General features: G+C 73.5%; 17 protein-coding genes and 1 pseudogene. 7 read left to right on the top strand and 11 right to left on the bottom strand.

Annotated elements, in window-relative coordinates:
• Window positions 1-120: 120 nt before the first annotated feature.
• The 4 genes from EJG53_RS08355 to EJG53_RS08340 form a co-directional block, all read right to left on the bottom strand.
• On the bottom strand, window positions 121-3,213 hold the full coding sequence (locus EJG53_RS08355) for an FAD-binding and (Fe-S)-binding domain-containing protein (protein WP_125044323.1): 3,093 nt from the start codon (window positions 3,211-3,213) through the stop codon (window positions 121-123).
• Entirely contained in the window at window positions 3,210-3,887 is a 678-nt protein-coding gene (locus EJG53_RS08350; protein ID WP_125044322.1) for an HAD family hydrolase, read from the bottom strand. The genes EJG53_RS08355 and EJG53_RS08350 overlap by 4 nt, the downstream gene beginning before the upstream one ends.
• Window positions 3,888-3,984: 97 nt before the next feature.
• Window positions 3,985-4,983, bottom strand: a complete 999-nt coding sequence (locus EJG53_RS08345) for an SDR family NAD(P)-dependent oxidoreductase (protein WP_125044321.1) — start codon at window positions 4,981-4,983, stop codon at window positions 3,985-3,987.
• Between the two features lie 73 nt (window positions 4,984-5,056).
• Window positions 5,057-6,247, bottom strand: coding sequence for a zinc-dependent alcohol dehydrogenase (locus EJG53_RS08340; RefSeq protein ID WP_125044320.1), 1,191 nt, complete (start codon window positions 6,245-6,247; stop codon window positions 5,057-5,059).
• A gap of 283 nt (window positions 6,248-6,530) precedes the next feature.
• Between EJG53_RS08340 and EJG53_RS08335 the strand changes: the two genes are divergently transcribed.
• On the top strand, window positions 6,531-7,487 hold the full coding sequence (locus EJG53_RS08335) for an LLM class F420-dependent oxidoreductase (protein WP_125044319.1): 957 nt from the start codon (window positions 6,531-6,533) through the stop codon (window positions 7,485-7,487).
• A 24-nt stretch (window positions 7,488-7,511) separates the two neighbouring features.
• On the opposite strand, the gene EJG53_RS08330 is transcribed toward EJG53_RS08335, so the two are convergent.
• From EJG53_RS08330 to EJG53_RS08320, 3 genes are all read right to left on the bottom strand, one after another.
• The gene (locus tag EJG53_RS08330) at window positions 7,512-7,913 is read right to left on the bottom strand and encodes an ANTAR domain-containing response regulator (protein ID WP_244955045.1); all 402 of its coding nucleotides are present in this window, start codon (window positions 7,911-7,913) and stop codon (window positions 7,512-7,514) included.
• Window positions 7,910-8,311 (bottom strand): STAS domain-containing protein, encoded by a 402-nt coding sequence (locus EJG53_RS08325; protein WP_125044318.1) that lies wholly within the window; start codon window positions 8,309-8,311, stop codon window positions 7,910-7,912. The genes EJG53_RS08330 and EJG53_RS08325 overlap by 4 nt, the downstream gene beginning before the upstream one ends.
• A 199-nt stretch (window positions 8,312-8,510) precedes the next feature.
• Window positions 8,511-9,557 (bottom strand): LLM class flavin-dependent oxidoreductase, encoded by a 1,047-nt coding sequence (locus tag EJG53_RS08320; RefSeq protein WP_125044317.1) that lies wholly within the window; start codon window positions 9,555-9,557, stop codon window positions 8,511-8,513.
• Between the two features lie 347 nt (window positions 9,558-9,904).
• On the opposite strand from EJG53_RS08320, the gene rsgA reads away from it, so the two are divergent.
• Together rsgA and EJG53_RS08310 are read left to right on the top strand one after the other, a co-directional pair.
• Entirely contained in the window at window positions 9,905-11,032 is a 1,128-nt protein-coding gene (rsgA, locus tag EJG53_RS08315; RefSeq protein ID WP_125044316.1) for a ribosome small subunit-dependent GTPase A, read from the top strand.
• Window positions 11,033-11,222: 190 nt separating this feature from the next.
• Complete coding sequence (locus tag EJG53_RS08310; RefSeq protein WP_125044315.1) at window positions 11,223-12,797, top strand: DNA-3-methyladenine glycosylase 2 family protein; 1,575 nt, start codon at window positions 11,223-11,225, stop codon at window positions 12,795-12,797.
• Here EJG53_RS08310 and EJG53_RS08305 read toward each other — a convergent pair.
• Window positions 12,680-13,156 (bottom strand): annotated as a pseudogene (locus EJG53_RS08305) (DUF456 domain-containing protein); the annotation flags it as partial. The gene EJG53_RS08310 and the pseudogene EJG53_RS08305 overlap by 118 nt on opposite strands.
• Window positions 13,157-13,358: 202 nt before the next feature.
• On the opposite strand from EJG53_RS08305, the gene EJG53_RS43835 reads away from it, so the two are divergent.
• The 3 genes from EJG53_RS43835 (at window position 13,359) to EJG53_RS08290 (ending at window position 17,312) form a co-directional block, all read left to right on the top strand.
• Window positions 13,359-14,819 carry a protein phosphatase 2C domain-containing protein gene (locus EJG53_RS43835; protein ID WP_125044314.1) on the top strand — a complete coding sequence of 487 codons (1,461 nt, stop codon included), beginning with the start codon at window positions 13,359-13,361 and terminating at the stop codon, window positions 14,817-14,819.
• A gap of 126 nt (window positions 14,820-14,945) precedes the next feature.
• Window positions 14,946-16,688, top strand: a complete 1,743-nt coding sequence (locus EJG53_RS08295; RefSeq protein WP_125044313.1) for a pyruvate dehydrogenase — start codon at window positions 14,946-14,948, stop codon at window positions 16,686-16,688.
• Window positions 16,689-16,853: 165 nt separating this feature from the next.
• The gene (locus EJG53_RS08290) at window positions 16,854-17,312 is read left to right on the top strand and encodes an ATP-binding protein (protein ID WP_371858666.1); all 459 of its coding nucleotides are present in this window, start codon (window positions 16,854-16,856) and stop codon (window positions 17,310-17,312) included.
• Window positions 17,313-17,348: 36 nt separating this feature from the next.
• On the opposite strand, the gene EJG53_RS08285 is transcribed toward EJG53_RS08290, so the two are convergent.
• Both EJG53_RS08285 and EJG53_RS08280 read right to left on the bottom strand, forming a co-directional pair.
• Window positions 17,349-18,470, bottom strand: coding sequence for a DUF2637 domain-containing protein (locus EJG53_RS08285; protein WP_125044312.1), 1,122 nt, complete (start codon window positions 18,468-18,470; stop codon window positions 17,349-17,351).
• Between the two features lie 196 nt (window positions 18,471-18,666).
• Entirely contained in the window at window positions 18,667-19,506 is an 840-nt protein-coding gene (locus tag EJG53_RS08280) for a (2Fe-2S)-binding protein (protein WP_125044311.1), read from the bottom strand.
• Window positions 19,507-19,636: 130 nt separating this feature from the next.
• On the opposite strand from EJG53_RS08280, the gene EJG53_RS08275 reads away from it, so the two are divergent.
• On the top strand, window positions 19,637-20,569 hold the full coding sequence (locus EJG53_RS08275) for a GntR family transcriptional regulator (protein WP_244955044.1): 933 nt from the start codon (window positions 19,637-19,639) through the stop codon (window positions 20,567-20,569).
• Between the two features lie 13 nt (window positions 20,570-20,582).
• On the opposite strand, the gene EJG53_RS08270 is transcribed toward EJG53_RS08275, so the two are convergent.
• Window positions 20,583-21,458, bottom strand: coding sequence for a hypothetical protein (locus EJG53_RS08270; RefSeq protein WP_125044310.1), 876 nt, complete (start codon window positions 21,456-21,458; stop codon window positions 20,583-20,585).
• Window positions 21,459-21,556: the final 98 nt, after the last annotated feature.

Here is a 21,556-nt window from a genome sequence, read left to right as displayed (position 1 = left end):
GACGGCAAGTGCCGGCCCGGCTTTCCGTGTGCCCGTCTCGGCTCCACGGATGCACGGTCGGCCGGACCGTTCTCAAACGGACGTACCTGCCTCAAACGGAAGTGCGGCTCCCGGGCCGGATCAGCGGCGCAGCCTGCGCACCAGCAAACGGGTGACGGCCGCCAGCGCGCCGCCGGCGGTCACGGCCGCGGCGGCGGTCAGCAGGCGGCCGGTGCCGGCCGGGGGCGGGGCCGGACGGTCGGCGGTCCGCTCCGGACGGTCGGCGGGCAGCCGCCGGTCGAGCGCCAGGGCCAGCGCCTCGGCCAGGTGCACGGGCTGCCGCCCGGTGCCGCCCTGCTCGATCTGCGTACGGCAACTGAAGCCGTCGGCCAGCACGAGCGCGCCGGGCGGCGTGTCCCGTACGGCAGGCAGCACGCCCTGCTCCGCGATGGCCGTCGACAGCCCGTGGTGGCCGCGCTCGAAGCCGAAGTTCCCGGCGAGCCCGCAGCACCCGGCGTCCAGCACGTCGGCGGCCAGCCCGGTCCGGCGCATCAGCTCCCGGTCGGCGTCGAACGCCAGCACCGCGTGCTGGTGGCAGTGCGTCTGTACGGTCGCCGACCGGCCCAGTGACGGTGGCCGCCAGCCCTCGGGGGCGTGGTTGACGAGCTGCTCGGAGAAGGTGCGGAACTGCCGCGCCAGCCGCCGTACGTCCTCGTCGTCCGGCATCAGCTCGGGCGCGTCGGCCCGGAAGACGGCGGTACAGGACGGCTCCAGCCCGATGACGGGCGTACCGGCCTCGATCCACGGCCGCAGCACGTCCAGGGTCCGCCGCAGCACCCGCCCGGCGGTGTCCAGTTGGCCGGTGGAGATCCACGTCAGCCCGCAGCACACCGCCCGCTCCGGCACGGCGACCCGGAACCCGGCGTCCTCCAGCACCCGTACCGCCGCCTTCGCGACGCCCGGATGGAAGTACGTACTGAACGTGTCGGGCCACAGCACGACCGTCCGCGGGTCCGCCGGGTCCGGCTCGGGCGTGCCGCGCGCCCGCCACCACTGCACGAACGACTCCGGCGCGAAGACCGGCGCGTCGCGCTCGGCGGCCACCCCGGCCAGGCGCTTGCCGAGCCGGGCCAGCCCCGGCGCGTTGAGCGCGGCGTTGACCAGCCCCGGAGCGAGCCGGGAGAGCCGGGCCCACAGCGGCAGCCAGCCCATCGAGTAGTGCGCGGCGGGCCGCAGCCGCCCCGCGTAGTGGTGGGACAGGAACTCCGCCTTGTACGTCGCCATGTCGACACCGACCGGGCAGTCCGACTTGCAGCCCTTGCACGCCAGACAGAGGTCCAGCGCGTCCCGTACCTCCGTGGAGCGCCAGCCGTCGGTGACCGGGGAGTCCGCGTGGCCGCCCAGCATCTCGAACAGCAGCCGGGCCCGGCCGCGCGTGGAGTGCTCCTCCTCGCCCGTCGCCCGGTACGAGGGGCACATCACGCCGCCCTCGTGCGTACGGCAGTTGCCGACGCCGACGCAGCGCATCACGGCCTGGGTGAAGCTGTGGTCGTCGTCGGGGTAGGCGAAGCGGGTATCCGGGCTCCGCGGCCGCCAGCCGGCGCCCAGGCGCAGGTGCTCGTCGACCCCGGCCGGGTGCACGACCTTGCCCGGGTTCATCCGGTGGTCCGGGTCGAACAGCCCCTTCAGCTCGGCGAACGCCGTCGTCAGCCGCTCGCCGAACATCCGCGGCAGCAGCTCCCCGCGGGCCTGTCCGTCACCGTGCTCGCCGGACAGCGACCCGCCGTACGAGGCGACCAGGTCCGCGGCGCGGAAGAGGAACGCGCGGAAGTCCGCGACGCCCTCGGCGCTCTTGAGGTCGAACGGGACGCGGGTGTGCACACAGCCCTGCCCGAAGTGCCCGTACAGCGCCGCGTGGTCGTAGCCGAACGCGTGGAACAGCTCGCCCAGGTCCCGCAGATAGTCACCGAGCCGGTCCGGCGGCACCGCGGAGTCCTCCCAGCCCTCCCAGGTCTCCCGGTCGTCCGGCGGCCGGGCGGTCACGCCGAGCCCCGCCTCCCGCGCCTTGAGCATCTGCTGCTCGCGCCCGGGATCGTCGGAGAAGGCCACCGACGCGTCCTCCTGGGACCGGCCGATCCCGTCGAGCAGCGCCTGGCACTGGGAATCCACCTCCTCCCGGCTGTTACCGCTGAACTGCAACAGCAGCCAGCTATCGCCCGCAGGGAAGTTCTCCAGCGAGTCCAGATAGGCGCCTTCCTCCCGCATGAGCTGCGCCATCCGGCCGTCTATGGCCTCCAACTGTGTCGGGTCGCCGTGCTGGAGGAGGTGCGGCACGTCGTCGGCGGCCGTGCAGATGTCCGGGTAGCCGAGGACCAGCATCGCCTCGTAAGGCAGTACGGGGACGAGCTCCAGCTCCGCGCGCAGGACGGTGACCAGGGTGCCTTCGCTGCCCACCAGCGCGCGGGCGAGGTTGAAGCCGTGCTCCGGCAGCAGCGCGTCCAGGTTGTAGCCGGAGACCCGCCGGGGTATGTCTGGAAAGTCGCGGCGGACGTCGGCCATGTAGCGCGTGGCGATGCTCCGCAGCCCCTCGTAGAGCTGCCCCTTGCGCCCGCCCTCGGCGACGGCCTTCTCGTACGCGTCCTCGGACGTCGGGCCGACCCAGCAGCGCAGTCCGTCGTACGTCAGGATCTCCAGCCGCCGTACGTTGTCCGCGGTCTTGCCGTACGCCTGCGCCGATGCGCCGCACGAGTTGTTGCCGATCATGCCGCCCAGCGCGCAGTGGCTGTGCGTCGACGGCTTGGGCCCGAACTTCAGCCCGTGCGGCGCAAGCTGCCGGTTCAGCTCGTCCAGCACGATGCCGGGCTCCACCACACACGTACGGGCGTCGGGGTCCACGGACAGCAGCGCGTTGCAGTACTTGGTCCAGTCGATGACCACCGCGGTGTTGGTGCACTGGCCGCCCAGGCTCGTCCCGCCGCCCCGTGACAGCACCGGCGCGCCGAACTCCGCGCACACCGCGACGGCCTCCGCGCCCGCGTCGGTCGTCCGCGGCACCACCACACCGATCGGCACCTGGCGGTAGTTCGACCCGTCGGTGGCGTACGCGCCCCGGCTGCCCGCGTCGAACCGCACCTCGCCGTCCACGCGGGCGCGCAGCGCGGCCTCCAGCGCGGCGGTGCGCGCCTCCGGCCAGGGTGCGGGGCGGTGTCCCTCGCGGACCGGCCCCGCCGTCATCGCCTTCCCGGTGCCGCGAGCAGGCTGCTGTCCAGCCGCTCGGCCAGGCTCGCCGGACCCTCGTACACCTCGTGCGCGCCCGCCTCCCGCAGATCACGCTCCGGGAAGCCGCCGCTGAGCACCGCCAGGCACGGCACACCGGCGCGGTGGCTGGCCTGTACGTCCCAGACGGTGTCACCGACGAACACCGCCGAGTCGGCGTCGACACCGCTGTGTTCCAGGGCGCTCTGCACCAGGTCGGGGGCCGGTTTGCTCGCCGACACGTCGTCGGAGCTGGTGACGGCGGTGATGGCGTCCTCCGCGTCCAGCGCGCGGCGCATCGCCTCCAGCTCGGGGCCGTGCGCCGAACTGGCCAGCACCACCGTCCAGCCGCGTTTCGCGCACGCCCGCAGCAGCTCGGCGGCGCCGTCGAGCGGGGCCAGCCGCTCCCAGTACTGGGCGAAGAGCGTGCCGTGCGCCGTCCGGATCGTCTCGTCCTCGTCGCTGTCCCGGTCCTCGCCGAGCAGATGACCGATCAACTGGTCGGACCCCATGCCGATGGTCCGGTGGATCTCCGCCATGGGCACCCGGTGCCCGGACTGCCGGAACGCCTCCCACCAGGTGACGGCGTGCAGATAGGTGCTGTCGACCAGTGTTCCGTCGACATCGAAGAGTGCGGCTCCGCGTGGGCTCACCCGTGTCCATCCTTCCGCGTGGGCCGGTCATGTACAGATCCGGCCGTATTGCCTTGCCACCGGGGCCCGGACCGTGTGCACCGGGCCGGACCGCCGGTCAGCGGGTGGGCGGCGCTGCCCGCCCGTACTGGTTCAGGCGTCCGGCGGCCCGGTCGTTCAGGGCGCTGAACACCTTGCGCAACCGTGAGGCGGGGGCCCGCCCGCCGTTCTCCACCGCGATGCCCTCGGTCACGCCCGGTTCGCCCACCGCGTCCCGCGGCAGGACCCTCGCGAGGACCGACGACAGGCGGGTGGTGGTGACGGGGGCCAGGCCGTGGGCCTTGGCGGCCAGGTGGGCGGCCGGCGTCAGGACGACACGGGGACGGCGCCGCTGTACGCCGGAGACGATGCGCTCGGCGGCGCGCGCGGCGTTCATCGACAGGACGGGCGTGCCCGCCAGCGCCGAGAACCAGGCGTACTCCCGAGGGGCGTCCCCGCCGAACTGCGCGTGCAGATGGGAACCGGTCCGCATCAGCCCCGGATGCACCGCCGTCACCGACACCCCGTACGCGCTCTCCTCCGCGTGCAGCCCCTCGGCCAGCGCGGCGACCGCGAACTTGGCGCAGGAATACGGCAGCAGATGCGGCACGGCCAGCAGACCGCCGACCGAACCGATCAGCGCCAGCCGCCCGCCGGCCGGGCTGCGCCGCAGGTGGGGGAGGGCCGCCAGGGACGTGTTGAGCGCCCCGTCGAAGATCGTCCGCATGGCGTCGTGGAACGCCTCATGGCCCACGGACGCGGACGGCCCCACCTGGATGACCCCGGCGTTGCCGATGACGAGGTCCAGCCCGCCCTCCCGCGCCGCGATCACCTCGACGGCGGCCTCGACCGCCGCCCGGTCGCGGACGTCGCACACCGCCGTACCGACCGGCGGCCCGCCGGGACGGGACAGCGACCGGGCGGCCTCCGCCAGCTCCTTCCCGTCGCGCGCCAGGATGGTCACCCGGCAGCCGCGTGCCACGAGCTGACGTGCCATCAGCAGACCCAGGCCGCGCGACCCGCCCGTCACCAGGGCCGTCAGCCCCGCGATCGGCGGTGCGGCAGCGAAATGCGGCATGACCGGTCCTTTCACCTGGCCCCGTGGGTACCTGTCGCCCCGTGGACACCTGGACGCGCCCCGTGCCGCCCCGTCACGGGGTGAACAGCACCTTGATCGCGCCGTCGGTCTTCTTCTGGAACATCTCGTACGCGTCGGGCGCCCGGTCCAGCGGCAGCCGGTGGGTGGCGAAGTCGTCCACGCCCAGCGGATCCTCGTCGGTCAGCAGCGGAAGGATGTCGTCCGCCCAGCGCCGGACATTGGCCTGCCCCATCCGGAACGTGAGCTGCTTGTCGAACATCACCAGCATCGGCATCGGGTCGCTCATCCCGCCGTACACCCCGCTGATGGAGATCGTGCCGCCGCGCCGCGCCATCGAGATCGCCAGGTGCAGGGCGCCCAGCCGGTCCACGCCCGCCTTGCTCATCAGCTTCTCGGCCCAGCGCGACGGCATCAGCCCGGCCGCCTGCTGCGCCAGCTTTCCGGCCGGGCTGCCGTGCGCCTCGGTGCCCACCGCGTCGATGACGGCGTCCGGGCCGCGCCCGTCGGTGACGTCCTTGACGGCGTCCAGCAACCCGTCCTCGTCGTCGAAGGCGTCCAGGTCGAAGACGGTCACCCCGTCGCGGCGGGCCCGCGCCAGCCGCTCGGGCACGTGGTCGACGCCGATCACCTGCTCGGCCCCGAGATGCCGGGCGATCCGGCAGGACATCGCGCCGATCGGTCCCAGCCCCAGGACGGCGACGCTGCTGCCCTTGGTGACACCGGCGTACCGCACGGCCTGCCAGGCGGTGGGCAGCACGTCCGACAGGTAGACGAAACGGTCGTCGGCGGGCCCGTGCGGCACCTTGATCGGTCCGTACTGGGCCTGCGGCACCCGCAGGAACTCGGCCTGCGCGCCCGGCACCGAGCCGTAGAGCTTGGTGTACCCGAACAGCGCGGCACCCGAGCCGTGCTCGCGCACCTGCGTGGTCTCGCACTGCGTCTGCAGGCCGTCGTCGCACATCCGGCAGGAGCCGCACGCGATCTGGAAGGGGATGACCACCCGGTCGCCGGGGCCGATGTTCGTCACCTCGGAGCCGACCTCCTCCACGATGCCCATCGGCTCATGCCCCAGGATGTCGCCCGGTGTCATGAACGGCGTGAGGACCTCGTACAGATGCAGGTCGGAACCGCACAGGCCACTGGACGTGACCTTGATGACCGCGTCGGTCGGCTTCTTGATCTGCGGGTCGGGGACGTTCTCCACGCGGACGTCACGCTTGCCGTGCCAGACGTTCGCTCGCATCGCGGATCTCCTTGTTCTGGCGGCCGGCCCGCCGATCGGAATCACCACTCCCCAGCTACCCAAAAGCCGCTTCTGGGTCTAAAGCGGTGTTCTGTGTCGTGGCAGCTCCAGTACCCCGATCACCCGGGCCGAATCGTTTCCGTACGCCGGCGGTCCGACCCCGGCGTACGCCGTGCGGGTTTTCCCGGCCGCGAACGGGTTACCCGGCGCAGCACCCACGGGGGCGACCCACCAGCCACCCACCCCGGCCCTCCGCGGGCCGTCGAGACCGCACGGAGCCCCGATGACCGACTACGGATACTTCCTCTCCTGCGAGGAGCACAGCCCGGCGGACCTGGTCGAACAGGCCCGCATGGCGGAGCAGGCCGGCTTCACCAAGCTGTGGATCTCCGACCACTTCCACCCGTGGAACGACGCCCAGGGCCAGAGCCCCTTCGTCTGGTCGGTGATCGGAGCGCTGTCCCAGGTCACCTCACTGCCCGTGGAGACCGCCGTGACCTGCCCGATCATGCGGCTGCACCCCGTGGTCACGGCGCAGGCGGCGGCCACCAGCGCGGTACTCCTCGACGGCCGCTTCCGGCTCGGCGTGGGCAGCGGCGAGGCCCTCAACGAGCACATCCTCGGCGATCACTGGCCGCAGGCCTCGGTACGCCTGGAGATGCTGGAGGAGGCCGTCCAGGTGATGCGCCAGCTCTTCGAGGGCGGCGAGGTCAGCCACCACGGCAAGCACTACACCGTGGAGAACGCCCGGCTCTACACCGTCCCCGGGGAACCGGTGCCCATCGACGTCTCCGCGTTCGGCCCCAACGCCACCGAACTGGCCGCCCGCGTCGGCGACGGCTTCGTGACCATGACACCGGACGCGGACGCCGTCGAACGCTTCCGGCGCGGTGGCGGCGGCAACAAACCCGTGCTGGGCGGGGTGAAGGTCTGCTGGAACCCGGACCGCGACGAGGCCGTGCGCACCGCGCACCGCCTGTGGGCCAACGAACAGCTCCCCGGCGAACTGCCGCAGATCCTCCCCACACCCCGCCACTTCGAGCAGGCGTCCCAGTTGGTCACCCCCGAACGCGTCGCGGAGGCGGTCACCTGCGGCGACGACGTGGACGCGCACGTGTCCGCGCTCCAGGCGTACGCCGAGGCCGGCTTCGACACCGTCTACGTCAACCAGATCGGCCCGGAGCAGCGGGGATTCTTCGACTTCTACCGTACGAAGGTGCTACCGCAACTGACGGACTGAGCACCGGAGCCGACAGGGCCCTGCCTACCCGTCCGCGCGCCGGGCGGCCCGATGCCGATCCACCGCGGCCTGCAACTGTGTACGCACCGGCCCCGGCACGGCGGCCCCGGTGGCACTCGCGACCACCTCGCCGGCGACCTCGTTCACCTTGGTGTTCGTGTGCTGGGACGTCTGCCGGAGGATGTCCCACGCCTGCTCGGCGGTGCAGGACTCGGTGGCCATCAGGATGCCGCGGGCCTGGTCGATCACCGGCCGGCTGTCGAGCGCCCGCCGCAACTGCGCGTTCTCCGCCCGCAACTGGTCGACCACCGTCTCGTCACGGCTCCGCTGCGCGTCGTCCGGACCGCCGGACGCCTCCGCCGTCTTCGCGCGCCGCGCACTCGGGACGGTGGCGAGCCGCAGGGCAGCCAGGGAACGCCGCCTCACTGCGGCTCCTGGACCGTCGGCACCCCGGCCGGGGCCGCGCGGCCGGGAAACACGGCCGACCGCGGCGTGCCGGGCCACTTGCGGGCCAGCTCCATCACCCGCTGGGGCTGCCGCCGCAGGTTGAGCGCCCGCACCGGAATACGCCGCCGCTGTCCGTAGGCGTCCAGGCGCCGCAGGAAGTGCAGTCCGGCCGCGTCCATGAACGTGACCCCGGTCATCTCCACGACCACACTCCCCAGGCCGGACGGCAACGCTTCGACGGCCTCGTCCAGAACCGGCACGGTGCCGTAATCGATCTCGCCCCGTACGGTCAGCACGGCACAGGAGCCGAACAGCCGGGTACGGACCCCCAGGGCATCCGGACCGGCCAGGGAAGACCGGTCTGTCTGTAGGGACATGGCCCCATCGTGGCAGGAGCCAAACCGGTCTGTCCACGCCCGCACCGGCGCCACCCCGACGACCGAGAGCACACCGCGGACACGCGCCCGGTACCGCACGCCGGGGCGGCCCCGGGGCCTGCGGAGCGGGCGGTGGGCGCCGTGCGGATGAGGCCCCGTTCTGCCCGGCCCCCGGGAAACGGCCGTCCTTCGCCGACCATCAGGCCAACAGCCGCGCGACCTCGGCCATTTCGGCCTCCGGGTCCACCACGGGCTGGATCACCAGCTCGTCGACCCCCGACTTCTCCAGCCCGTCAATACGCTCGACGACCTCATCCCTGGTGCCGACCAGACCGAATCTGTCCACCAGGGAGGGCACGACGAGCTCGCGATCCTCGGGGGTCAGCCGGCCCAGGTAGTTGCGGTAGAGCGCCTGGTGGCGCCTGGGATCGGTGGGAGTGGTGCCGCGTGACTGGAGCAGACGGCCGACGGCCGCCGCCTCCTCCGGGGGGAGGGCCGCGCGGAAGGCGGGGTCCTCCGCGGCGAGGATCAGCGCGCTCAGCGCGATGTGCCCCACGGAGTCCTTGACCCGGTCGCCGTAGCGGTCCTCGCCCTCGGCAAGGACGTGCAGGGAGGACATGAGGTACGAACGGGCCCGCACGGCGCTGCCCGCGTCCCGCGCCGCCGCCTGCCGGGCCTGGCCGAGGGCGGACCAAGCCTCGGGGTCGTGCAGCCCGAAGGAGATCACTCCCGCGCCGAGCCGGCCGGCGACCGCCGCAGCCTTCAGGCCGAACGCGGCCACCACGAACTCCACGGGAGCCTCGGTGTCGACGTACGGTCCGACGTGCAGGAAGCGCACCTTGCTGGACCGGGTCCCCTCGCGGTAGTCCGTCTCGCGGCCCGCGGTGAGGTCCTGCAAGGCGGCCGTGAACGACTCCAGTTCCGCCAGCTTCGTGGGCCGCATGCCGAGCGTACGGCGCGCGGTGTTGCCGGTGCCGACCCCGCAGACGATGCGGCCGGGCGCGAGGGCGTTGAGGCTGCTGACGGCCGCCGCCGTGGCGGGCGCGGAGCGCAGTGCCGGTGAGGTGACACCGATGCCGAGCCTGATCCGGTGGGTGGCCCTGGCGCAGAGCGCGAGGCTCACGAACGGATCGCCGTGGAGCATCGGCGTGTCGTACACCCAGAAACTGTCGAAGCCGAGTTCCTCCGCGCGGGCGGCCAGGTGTTCCACACCCGGCCCTGCTGTCATGACGATGCCGGTCCGCATGGCGACTCTCCTCGCCGTCCAGTGAGGTGGCTGGTCCGTTCCCGGTGCAGTTCGCTGCCATCCAGCTTCGTGCAGATCGGATGTCCGTGGAGCGAAGCGGTGAAAAAAACCGTTGGCGCGGCAGCGCGCGCACCTCTACGGTGAGGGTGTTCGACACGGCCGTGACCGGCCGCCATGTCTGGCTGAGTGAAGAAAGGGAGGTGTGACCGATGGCTGTCTCTGTGCTGGGCCCTGCCCGCAACCAGAAGTCCATCCACTCCACCTCCGTGGTCTCCGGCTGACCCTTCCTCACTTTCCGCCGCGCGCCGTGCGCGTGGAGCCGGGGCCACCCTTGTGAAGGGTTTCCCTTGCAATCGTCTTCTGTTTCTTCCTCCGCTTCGCCGCGCCCGCTGACCGACTACGGCTGGGACGACGGCTTCGCGGAGAGCTTCGCCTCCTTCGCCGGGCAGGGGTACGTGCCCGGCCGGGTCGTCCGCGTCGACCGCGGGCGGGTGGACGCCGTGGTGCCCGACGGGGACGGCGTCCGGACCGTACTGGCGGACACCGCGCTGGTGGCGACCGGCGACCCCATGCGGGTGCCGTGCACCGGTGACTGGGCGGTGATCGACCTCGGCGAGGTCGGCGCGGGCCGGGACGGTGCGGTGCGGGCGCTGCTGCCGCGGCGTACCGCGTTCGTGCGGTCCACCTCCTCCAAGCGGTCCGAGGGGCAGGTACTGGCGGCGAACGTGGACCACGCCGTGGTCGCGGTCTCGCTCGCCGTCGAGCTGGACCTCGGACGCATCGAACGCTTCGTCTCCCTGGCCTGGGAGAGCGGGGCACAGCCACTGGTCGTCCTGACCAAGACCGACCTGGTCGACCCGGCCGGTCTGGCGCACCTGGTCGCCGACACGGAGACCGCCGCGCCCGGGGTGCAGGTGCTGGCGGTCAGTTCGGCCGCGGGTGAAGGGCTGGACGTCCTCGCCGCGGTCGTCGCGGGCGGCACGTCCGTTCTGCTGGGACAGTCCGGCGCGGGCAAGTCCACGCTCGCCAACGCGCTGCTGGGCGAGGACGTCCAGGACGTACGGGCCGCCCGCGACCGGGACGGCAAGGGCCGGCACACCACGACCACCCGCGACCTGCTGGTGCTGCCCGGCGGCGGGGTGCTCATCGACACCCCGGGACTGCGCGGCGTCGGCATGTGGGACGCCGACACGGGCCTCGCCCGCGCCTTCTCGGACGTCGAGGAACTGGCCGCGGACTGCCGCTTCCACGACTGCGCACACGCTACGGAACCGGGCTGCGCGGTGCTGTCGGCCGTCGACAGCGGAACGCTGCCGCAGCGACGACTGGACAGCTACCGCAAGCTGCTGCGGGAGAACGAACGCATCGTGGCCAAGACGGACGCCCGGCTGCGCGCGCAAATCCGCCGGGACTGGAAGCAGAAGCAGGCCCTGGGCCGGCACATGGTGGAGAGGAAGCGGGGGGCTCGGGGGTGAGATGAGGTGAGCGGGGGTGGGTGGCGTCAGTGTCCGCCTGCCCCGGTTCTGTGTCGGGTGGGTGCGGTGAGGTGGCTGCCGTGCCCCTGGCTCTGTGTCCGACGGCGCGGCCCGGTGTCTGCCTGGCCCCGGCTCCGTGTCCGATTCCCGCCAGAAGCTCTGCGGCGGGTGGCGCACACTGGATCGTGTGATGGATGACGAGACCAGGTACGAGGCGGTGTGCAGCCGGGACGCGCGGTTCGACGGGGAGTTCTTCTTCGCTGTCGTGACGACCGGTATCTACTGCCGCCCGAGCTGCCCGGCCGTCACGCCCAAGCGCGCGAATGTGCGGTTCTACCCGTCCGCCGCGGCTGCGCAGGGGGCCGGATTCCGGGCCTGTCGGCGGTGTCGGCCGGATGCCGTGCCGGGGTCGGCGGAGTGGAACGTGCGGGCCGATCTGGTTGGGCGTGCCATGCGCTTCATCGGTGACGGTGTGATCGACCGGGAGGGGGTCGGCGGGCTCGCGCGGCGGCTGGGGTACAGCGCGCGGCAGGTGCAGCGGCAGCTCACCGCCGAGCTGGGTGCCGGGCCTGTGGCCCTGGCGCGGGCCCGGCGTGCGCACACCGCCCGCCTGCTGCTCCAGACCACCAGTCTGCCGGTCACCGACCTGGCCTTCGCCGCCGGTTTCGCCAGCATCCGGCAGTTCAACGACACGATGCGGGAGATTTACGCCAGCACGCCGAGTGAGTTGCGTGCGGCGGGGACCCGGACGGGCAGGGGAGTGCCGGTTGGGGCTGGGGCGCAGGCGGCGCCTGGTGGGGTGCCGTTGCGGCTTGCTCATCGGGGGCCGTACGCGGCCGCCGAGATCTTCGACTTCCTCCAGGCACGCGCGGTTCCCGGCGTGGAGGAGGTACGCGGCGGCCGGGGCTCCCGTACGTACCGCCGTACGCTGCGCCTGTCCCACGGCAGCGGTGTCGCCGAGGTCGACGAGCACACCGGGGCCCGGCAGCCGCGCCGGCCGCGCGCGGGGCTGGTGTGCCCGGCCGCCCGGGGCGCGGACGGCGGCTGGCTGGAGTGCCGGCTGCACCTGACCGACCTGCGGGACCTGTCCACCGCCGTCCAGCGGATGCGCCGCCTGTTCGATCTGGACGCCGATCCGTTCGCCGTCGCCGAGCGGCTGGGCGCCGACCCGCTGCTCGGCCCGCTCGTCGCGGCCCGTCCCGGGCTGCGCTCGCCGGGCGCGGCCGATCCGGAGGAGCTGGCCGTACGGATCGTGCTCGGCGGGCCGCCCGAGCGCGCCGCCGAGCTGGTACGGGCGTACGGGAAGCCACTGGACGTGGCGGACGGCGCGCTGACCCACCTCTTCCCCGAGCCCGCCGCGCTGACCGGCGCCGACGTACCGGAAGGGGTGCGCGCGCTGTGCGTCGCCCTCGCGGACGGCACGGTCACCCTGGACGCGGGCGCGGACCGGGAAGCCGCCGGACGGGCACTGCGGGCCCTGCCCGGCGTGGGCCCGGCCGCCGCCGCGTACATCAGGATGCGGGCACTGGGCGATCCGGACGTGGGGCCGGTGGGCGGGGCGGCCCGGGACGCGTGGCGGCCGTGGCGGTCGTACGCCCTGCACCACCTGTGGCAGGAGACGGGCACCGGCCCCCAGGCGGGTCAGCTCGCGATGACCGTACCCGTCCAGGCGCCCACCACCAGCAGGCAGGCGAGGAGTTCGGTCAGCACGGCGAGCCCGATGGACCGCATGGCCGTACGGGTGGCGGCCCACGCGTCGCCGTGACTGCCCAGCCGCTGCCGCTCCAGCAGGTACAGCACACCGACCGAGCCCAGCACGGCCCCCACCACGGGTACGAGGAAGAAACCGGCGATCCCCGCGACGCCCGCCAGGAACAGCGTGCGGTACGGCGCGCCCGCGGCCCTCGGGTCGCGCGGCGGCAGCAGCCACTTGAGGACCTGGTCGATCAGCAGCACGGCGCTCGCGCCGAACAGGACGTACCAGGCCAGGGCGGTCTGCTCGGTCATCGCCCACCACAGCACGCCCGCCCAGACGATCGGCGGCCCCGGCACCCCGGGAACCAGCACGCCGAGCAGGCCGAACAGGAAGACGAGACCGACCGCGAGCAACTGCCACACGCCCATGGCCCCAGCGTGCCGGAAGCGGGCCCGGCGCGCTCCCTGGCCGGGGCCGGGCGTACGGGGCCGTGCCGCCCGGGCCGGGGCGCGGTGACCGCGGTGGCCTGAACCGGCCGGGCACCCTCCGTGGCGCGTACCCGCCGGGCGGCCCGCCGGGAGCCCTCCGGGCCCCTGTCTCCGGGCCGCCGGCCGGTGGACAATACGCCGCATGAACCCACAGGGGGACCGGCGCCACCACGAGAACTCCTGGTGGCGGGAGTTGTACGAGGACCACGGCGAAGCGGCGCGGGACACCGGCCCCGCGCCGGCCCCGGACACGCTCGACGACCGGGTGGACTCCGCCTTCCGCGCGGTGAACCGCACACCCGGGGCCGGTCCCGAGCCGATGGCCCTGCCCGCCGCGGACCCGGCCGCGCTCGACGACCTCGTACCCGACACGGAACTGGACGGCGCCGGATACGGCCCGCTCACCCTGCGCGCCGCCTCGCTGCGCGGCGAAGCGGCCCGCCGCCGGGCCGAGCCGCGCGGGGACGCCCTGCTCACCGCCCGGTTCGGCGCCGGGCAGCACGCCCTGATCCTGGTCGCCGTGGCCACCGCGGCCGGCGGCGACGGCGGGGCGTACGCGTACGCGGGCGCCCACCGCGCCGCCCGCGACGTCTGCCGCTGGATCGGCGGCGCCGTCGGCCGCAGCTACCCCCGGCTGGCCGAGGACGTCCGTACGGGCGACCGCTGCGCCCTCAAGTCCGGCCTGCACCGCCTCACCGACCGCAGCTACGGCAGGCTCCGCGCGTACGCGGGCGAGCACGGCATGGAACCCGAGCAGTACACGGCGGCGCTGCGCTGCCTGCTGCTGCCCGCCGATCCGGCCTGCCGCACCCGGGTGTTCTTCGGCGTCGGCGCGGGCGGTTTCCTCCGGCTGCGCGACGGCGCCTGGCACGATCTGGAGCCCGCGCCGCCCCGGGACGACGCGGTGGCCATCGGGGACGGCCCGGACGGTACCGGAGAGGGTCCGGACGCCCTCGGGGCCGGCCCGGATGGCGTCGGGCAGCCGGGTGACGGCTCGGCGGGCGGCGAGGCACGTACGCAGGAGGCGCCGGGCGCCACGCCGCCCTGGCCGCTTCCCGGTGACCCCGCCACGGACGTGCTCCGTGAGGGGGGCCGGCGGCCGTCCGACACCCGCCCCGATCTCCGGCTGCCGTCCGACACCCGCCCTGACCTCCGTGCACCCTCCGACACCCGTCCTGACCTGCGCCTGCCCTCGGATGCCGGTCCCGGTCCCGGTCCCGGCCCCGGCCTCCTCCCGCCCGGCCCGGCCCCGGGCGGCACCCTCCCCGGCCTGCCCCGCACGCCGTCCGGGCAGCAGTGGCGTCCGCCGTACGAGTCCGCGCCGCGTACGTGGCCGGAGCCGTTCCGTTTCCGGGCCTGTGTGACCCGGCCCGGCGACACCCTGCTGCTGTGCAGCGCCGGGTTCGCCGGACCGCTCACCGAGGCGGCCGGTTTCGCGAGCCGGCTGGCGGCCCGCTGGTCCGGCGGCGGCCCGCCGGACCTCGCGTCCTTCCTGGCCGACGTCCGGCTGCACGCGGAGGGGTACGGGCAGGACCGTACGGCCGTGGTGGTCTGGGAGGGGCGTGACGGGGCAGGCGCGAAGGGAGGGGCGGAACCGGAGTGACGCGGCAGGCGTAGTCCGGCCGGACACGGGCCCGGGGGAGTGGTAGAACCGGAAGGAATGCCGCAAACAGGGCCATGGCCGGGCAGGTGTCCGCCCCTCGGTCCAGCACCGGAGGAGCGAGGCGACATGGCGAAACAGACCGTGGCCGGGCAGTTCGTCGACATTCTGGTGCGCGCCGGGGTGCAGCGGCTCTACGGGGTCGTCGGCGACAGCCTCAACCCCGTCGTCGACGCGATCCGCCGCAACGCCGCGATCGACTGGGTGCAGGTCCGCCACGAGGAGGTCGCCGCCTTCGCGGCGGGCGCCGAGGCGCAGATCACCGGCCGGCTGACGGCCTGCGCGGGCTCCTGCGGCCCCGGCAACCTGCACCTGATCAACGGCCTGTTCGACGCCCACCGCTCGATGGCCCCGGTGCTCGCGCTCGCCTCGCACATCCCGTCCAGCGAGATCGGCACCGGCTTCTTCCAGGAGACCCACCCGGACCGGCTGTTCACCGAGTGCAGCCACTACAGCGAGATGATCTCCACCCGCGACCAGATGCCCCGGGTGCTGCAGACCGCCGTGCAGAACGCCATCGGGCTCAGCGGTGTCGCGGTCGTCTCGCTGCCCGGCGACATCGCCGACGAGGAGGCGCCCGAGCGCTCCATCGAGACCGCGCTGGTCACCTCGCGCCCCTCCGTACGCCCCGGCGACGCGGAGATCGACCGGCTGGTCCGCATGATCGAGGACGCCGGCAAGGTCACGCTGTTCTGCGGCAGCGGTACGGCGGGGGCGCACGCCGAGGTGATGGAGTTCGCCGAGCGGCTCAAGGCCCCGGTGGGCCACGCGCTGCGCGGCAAGGAGTGGATCCAGTACGACAATCCGTACGACGTGGGCATGAGCGGCCTGCTCGGCTACGGCGCGGCCTACGAGGCCACGCACGAGTGCGATCTGCTGATCCTGCTGGGCACGGACTTCCCGTACAACGCCTTCCTGCCGGACGACGTGAAGATCGTGCAGGTCGACGTGCGTCCGGAGCGGCTGGGCCGCCGCTCCAAGCTGGATCTCGCGGTCTGGGGCGACGTACGGGAGACGCTGCGCTGCCTCAACCCGCGTGTCACGCCCAAGAAGAGCCGCAAGTTCCTCGACCGGATGCTCAAAAAGCACGCCGACGCCCTGGAAGGCGTCGTCAAGGCGTACACGCGCAAGGTCGACAAGCACACGCCGATCCACCCCGAGTACGTCGCGTCCGTGCTGGACGAGGAGGCGGCGGAGGACGCGGTCTTCACGGTCGACACGGGGATGTGCAATGTCTGGGCGGCGCGCTACATCAGTCCCAACGGCCGCCGCCGCGTGATCGGTTCCTTCACCCACGGATCGATGGCCAACGCCCTGCCGCAGGCGATCGGCGCGCAGTTCACCGACCGGCGCCGCCAGGTCGTCTCGATGTCCGGCGACGGCGGCTTCTCCATGCTGATGGGCGACTTCCTCACCCTCGTCCAGCACGACCTGCCGGTGAAGGTGGTCCTCTTCAACAACTCCTCGCTCGGCATGGTCGAGCTGGAGATGATGGTCGCCGGCCTGCCCGCGTACGGGACCGACAACCACAACCCGGACTTCGCCGCCATCGCACGGGCCGCCGGGGCGCACGGCGTACGGGTCGAGAAGCCCAAGGAACTGCGCGGCGCGCTGCGCGACGCCTTCAAGCACAAGGGCCCGGCCCTGGTCGACATCGTCACCGACCCCAACGCGCTGTCCATGCCGCCGAAGATCAGCAAGGACATGGTCCAGGGCTTCGCGCTCTCGGCCGGCAAGATCGTGCTGGACGGCGGGGTCGGCCGGATGCTCCAGATGGCCCGCTCCAACCTCCGCAACATCCCGCGCCCCTGAGAACGGCGCCGGACCGGACATTCCCCGAGGTGAGCCGCGGGCACATGCCTGCGGTCTGCTGTCGCGCCGACTCGTGGGCCGAAGCATGGCGCCGGGTCGGGTGGGAATGCATGACCGTGAAGCTGTTCGAGACCACGGCACGGAAATGCGTACGGGGCGGGGAGGATGAAGCGTCAGTCTGTGCGGCGCGAGGACAGAGCCGGATCGGTGGACGGACGCGCCGGCGTCCGTAACGGTACCCGGCTGCCGGGGAAGATGGAGCGCACACTGCGGCGTGCGGATCTGACGGCGGTGGCGGGCGTACGCGCCGAGCTGCGTCAGTTGCTGCGCCAGTGGGGGGAGTCCGGGGACGCCGACATAGCGGAACTGCTCATCAGCGAGCTGGTCACCAACGCTCTCGTGCACACCAACGGGGGCGCCGTCGTGACCGCCACGGTCACCGACCGGCTGCGGGTGGAGGTACGGGACTTCGTGGGGCGGCGGCCCAGGCTGCGCCCGCCGACGACGGACGGCACCTCGGGAAGGGGGCTGATGCTGGTGCACTCCCTCGCGGACGCGTGGGGGGTCAAGGCCCACGGCGTGGGCAAGTGCGTCTGGTTCGAGCTGGGCGGCGGACCGGCCTGACGAAAGGCCGGGGGTGCGGGCTCGGTCCGCCGCGGGTCAGCCGAACTGCTTTTCGATCTGGGCCAGTTTCTCCTCCAGGGAGTCCAGCCGGGGCAGTGCCTGGGTGTCGTCCTCGGCGGTCAGGTCCACGGTCCGCCGGTAGGTGCCCGCCGGGTCGGCGCCGGGGCCGTGCACGGCCTTCAGCGCCGGGCGGGAACCGGCCGGATGCAGGGGGTCGGACCCCGTGGACAGCGCTCCGGGCGGCAGGGATTCCGGGTCGCCGGCTATCGCAGGTTCCGCGCCGGCCTGCTGCGCGGCGGCGGGGGAGCCGTGGGACGTCGGGACGCCCGCCGTCAGCGGGACCTGCCGGCCGCCGCGGCCGCGGCTCCAGTGCCGGTGCTGGCGGTTGATCGCCTTGATGCGGGCGCGGTCCAGCTTGTCCCGCTCCCGCCTGCGGTGACGGTTCTGCTCCTTCTGCCGCCGGTCCTCGCGTACCTCTTCGACGGCCTCGTCCAGGGTCCGCACGCCTTCCAGCAGCATCAGCGACCAGGCGCCGAAGGTCTCCCGGGGGGCCCGCAGCCACCGTACGACGCGGATCTGCGGCAACGGACGCGGCACCAGCCCCTGTTCGCGCAGCGCGGCCCGCCGGGTCTGCTTGAGCGCCCGGTCGAAGAGGACCGCCGCCGACAGGGACATCCCGGCGAAGAACTGGGGCGCGCCGTCGTGGCCGAAGCCCCGGGGCGCGTGCACCCAGTTGAACCAGGCGGCGGCCCCGGCGAACAGCCAGACGAGCAGGCGCGAGCCGAGCGCCGCGTCACCGTGGCTGGCCTCGCGCACGGCGAGCACGGAGCAGAACATCGCCGCGCCGTCGAGCCCGAAGGGCACCAGGTACTCCCAGCCTCCGGAGAGGTTGAGGTTGGTGACGCCGAAGCCGACCAGCCCGTGGAAGGAGAGGGCCGCCGCCACCGCGGCGCAGCAGAACAGCAGCAGGTACGAGGCGCTGCCGTAGACGGCCTCCTTGCGGCGCCTGCGTTCCTCGCTGCGCTCCCAGGACTCCTCGCTCCCCGCCGCCTCGGACGAGCGCTTGCCGCGCAGGACCACGAACACGGCGGAGAGGATGCCGACGAGCAGCAGCACCCCCGGAGCCAGCCAATTCAGCGATATATCGGTCATTCTCATCCAGGGGCCCCTTGCCTCGGCGTACGCGGTTTCGCGCGACATCCTGGCGGAATCCGGCCGCGGCGCCGGGGGGTTTCGGAACAAGAGCACCGCAAGGGAGTGCGGGGACCCACGGATGGGTGCGTTCGGTTCGAACTCCCCCGCAGGGAAGCAGGGTTGAGTTCGAATCCGACGACTCGATCGGGTGGTGTGGGAGTCAGGTGGTTGCGGTGAGGCGGCTGATGCGATCCGCGTCGCACGTACGCGGGCAGGTCACACAGGTGTCCTCGGGGCGCAGCGTGTAGAACATGCAGCAGCTCGCCCGGTCCCGGGTGGGCAGTGCCGCGCCGTCCGGACCGGTCAGCTCCCGGAAGGCGGCGCCGCCCGGGTAGGGGGCCGTGCCGCCCGGCAGCAGCCGCTTCAGCTCGGCCACCGCGCGCGGCTCCTCGCCCAGCAGGTGCCCCAGGTACCACAGGCCCTCGGCGATCTCGTCCGACACCATGCCCCACAGGGCCCGGGGCCCGCGCCGCATCCGGGGCCGGAAGGCGTCCAGGACCGGCCCGAGGTGCTCGGCGACCGCCTCCCGCACCTCGGCGCGCAGGGCCTCCTCGTCCGGGACGACCCGGGCGCCGGGCAGCTCGGCGGCCGGGTCGCCGGGCAGGCACGCGAACGAGCGCACCCGTACGGCCATCCGGCCCTGCTCGCGGTGGTGGGCGACGGCCTCGACGGGCAGTCGCGGCACCCGCCGGTGCAGGAACCAGGGGATGGTGATCAGCAGACAGGCGGGCCAGGCGTAGCGGTGCAGCGCGAAGGTGGCGACGACGTCGGGGCGGGCCCGCTGTCCGTAGTCCGCCACCACCTGGGCGTCGTCCCAGGCCAGGAAGGCGTCCAGGGTGGCGGGGTCGGTGGCCAGCGCGGCGGCCGTCATCCAGCCCGCGCCGTGCGGCGCCGCCGACTCCCAGTCGGTCACCCTCAGAGTGGGGAACACCTCGGTCAGCCGGGCGTACGCGCCGGCGAAGGGCTCGATGCGCGGCCGGGCGGCGAGCAGAGAGGCCATGCGGGGCACCACCGATATCACGTCCGTTGGCAGGTAAGGCTTACCTTACCGGATCTTCGGCGGTTTTGAGCCGGGTTTGCACTGTCACAGGGGGCGCCTATGGTGCTGGAGGACGTGAGGAGGAACCCGCATGGAGCAGGGCAGAGCGGAACCGGCGCCGCGGCTACGCGCACAGGTGCCCGCGCAGGGCGGCTCGCAGCCCGTGCGGGGCGAGCACACCGGGCGCGGCGTGCCCGCGCGGCACCCCGCGCGCACCGGCCCCGGCACGCCGGACACCGCGTACGAGCACGACCCCGGCGTGCCCGACCCCGCCACGGCGTTCGTGCCCGTGCCCCTGTCCCCTCTTACGGCTCCCCCCAGGGCGGTGCCCGCCGGCGTACGGGGAGGGACGGCGGCCGCGCCGGTCCCGGCTCCCGCCGCCGCGCCCCGCAAGCAGCCGATACGGCATTCCGTACGCGGCCAGGTGCTCGCCGCCCTCCGCGAAGCCCTGATATCCGGCGAACTGCGCCCCGGCGAGGTCTATTCGGCCCCCGCGCTCGCCGTCCGCTACGGCGTCTCCGCCACGCCCGTCCGGGAGGCCATGCAGACGCTCGCCGGGGAAGGCGCGGTCGAAGTCGCCCCGAACCGCGGCTTCCGCGTCGCCGAACGCACCCACCGCGACCTCGCGGAACTGGCCGAGGTGCGCGCCATGCTGGAGATACCGGCGCTGCTGCGACTGGCCCGGGCGCTGCCGGCCGAACGCTGGGAGGAGCTGCGCCCGCTGGCCGCCGCCGGTGTCGCGGCCGCCGCCCGCGGCGACCGCGCCGGTTACGCGGAGGCCGACCACGCCTTCCACCACGCGCTGCTCGCCCTCACCGGCAACCGCCAGCTCCTCCAGGTCGCCGACGACCTGCACCGCCGTACGCAGTGGCCGGCGCCCGGCGGCGCCCCGCCCCGCACGGCCGACCTGCTCGCCGCCGCCTCCGAGCACACGGCGCTGCTGGACGCCCTGATGGCCCGGGAGTACGCGATCGTCGAGCGGATCGCCCGCGAACACCTGGCATCGGCCCGCCGCCCGCTCTGAGCGGCGGCGGACCTCAGGGGACCAGCCGCTCCAGCGGCAGCGCCGCCACGTCCGCCGCGGGCCGGGAGAGGTAGAGGTCCGCGTGGTAGAAGCCGTCCGACTCCTTGCCGGTGGTGTCCAGGTCCCGGTCCTGGAGCGCGCCGAAGGCGGCCCGGCGTTCCGCGAGGTCGGCGAACCGGCGCTGGCGGAAGGTGCGGGCGGGCAGCCGCTCGGTGACCAGGCCCGCGTCCGCGAGCAGCGCGGCGACCGGCGCGTACGACACGGTCCGCAGGACGAACGCGGCGACCCAGGGCGCGGTGGGCGTACAGGCGAGCAGCCGCCCGAAGGTGGTGGCGGAGATGTAGCCCACGCCGCCCGTCACGGTGATCAGGTCGGTGCCGGCCATCGCGTCGCGCAGCCGCGCGGAGGGCTCCGCGGCCTCCAGGTTCTCGGCGAACCCGGCGTCCAGCAGGCCCACGCGCTCGGCGTAGCCGACCGCGTGCCGGGCCGCGTCGATGCCGAGGATCCGTACCGCTTCCGGACGGCGCAGCTCGTCGTAGAACGTCCGGTCCTCGGCGGCCAGCCGGCCCGGCGGCAGGCCGCCGGTCTCCTGGGCGTCGGTGTACCGGTCGTACAGGTCGGCGAGGCTCAGCTTGTGGTTCAGCAGCGCGGCGTTGACGCCGTAGGAACAGCACAGGTCGACGACCTGGAGCGGCGGGCGGCCGGGGCGGCGCCGTTGCAGGGACTCGGCCAGGGCGCGGAAGACGCCCTGGCCGTGGTGCGGGATCTGATAGTCGAGCGGGCGCAGCGTACGGAAGTACGTCCGCGGGTCGGGACGGTCGTAGATGGCCTCGAAATCCGCCTTTCCCCAGTCCGGGCCGGCCGATGGGTGCGGTGCTCCTGCTGCCAAGGTGTGGCCTCCTGAAAGGCGCTGCCGATGGTTGGGAGTCAACCGGACCAGCATCCAGTGCCAAGTCGCGCACGGACAGTGCGACTTGAGGCCAAATT

Origin of the sequence: Streptomyces chrestomyceticus JCM 4735, from assembly GCF_003865135.1 — a bacterium.
Lineage (GTDB): Bacteria > Actinomycetota > Actinomycetes > Streptomycetales > Streptomycetaceae > Streptomyces > Streptomyces chrestomyceticus.
This window is presented reverse-complemented; position numbering and strand designations above follow the sequence as displayed.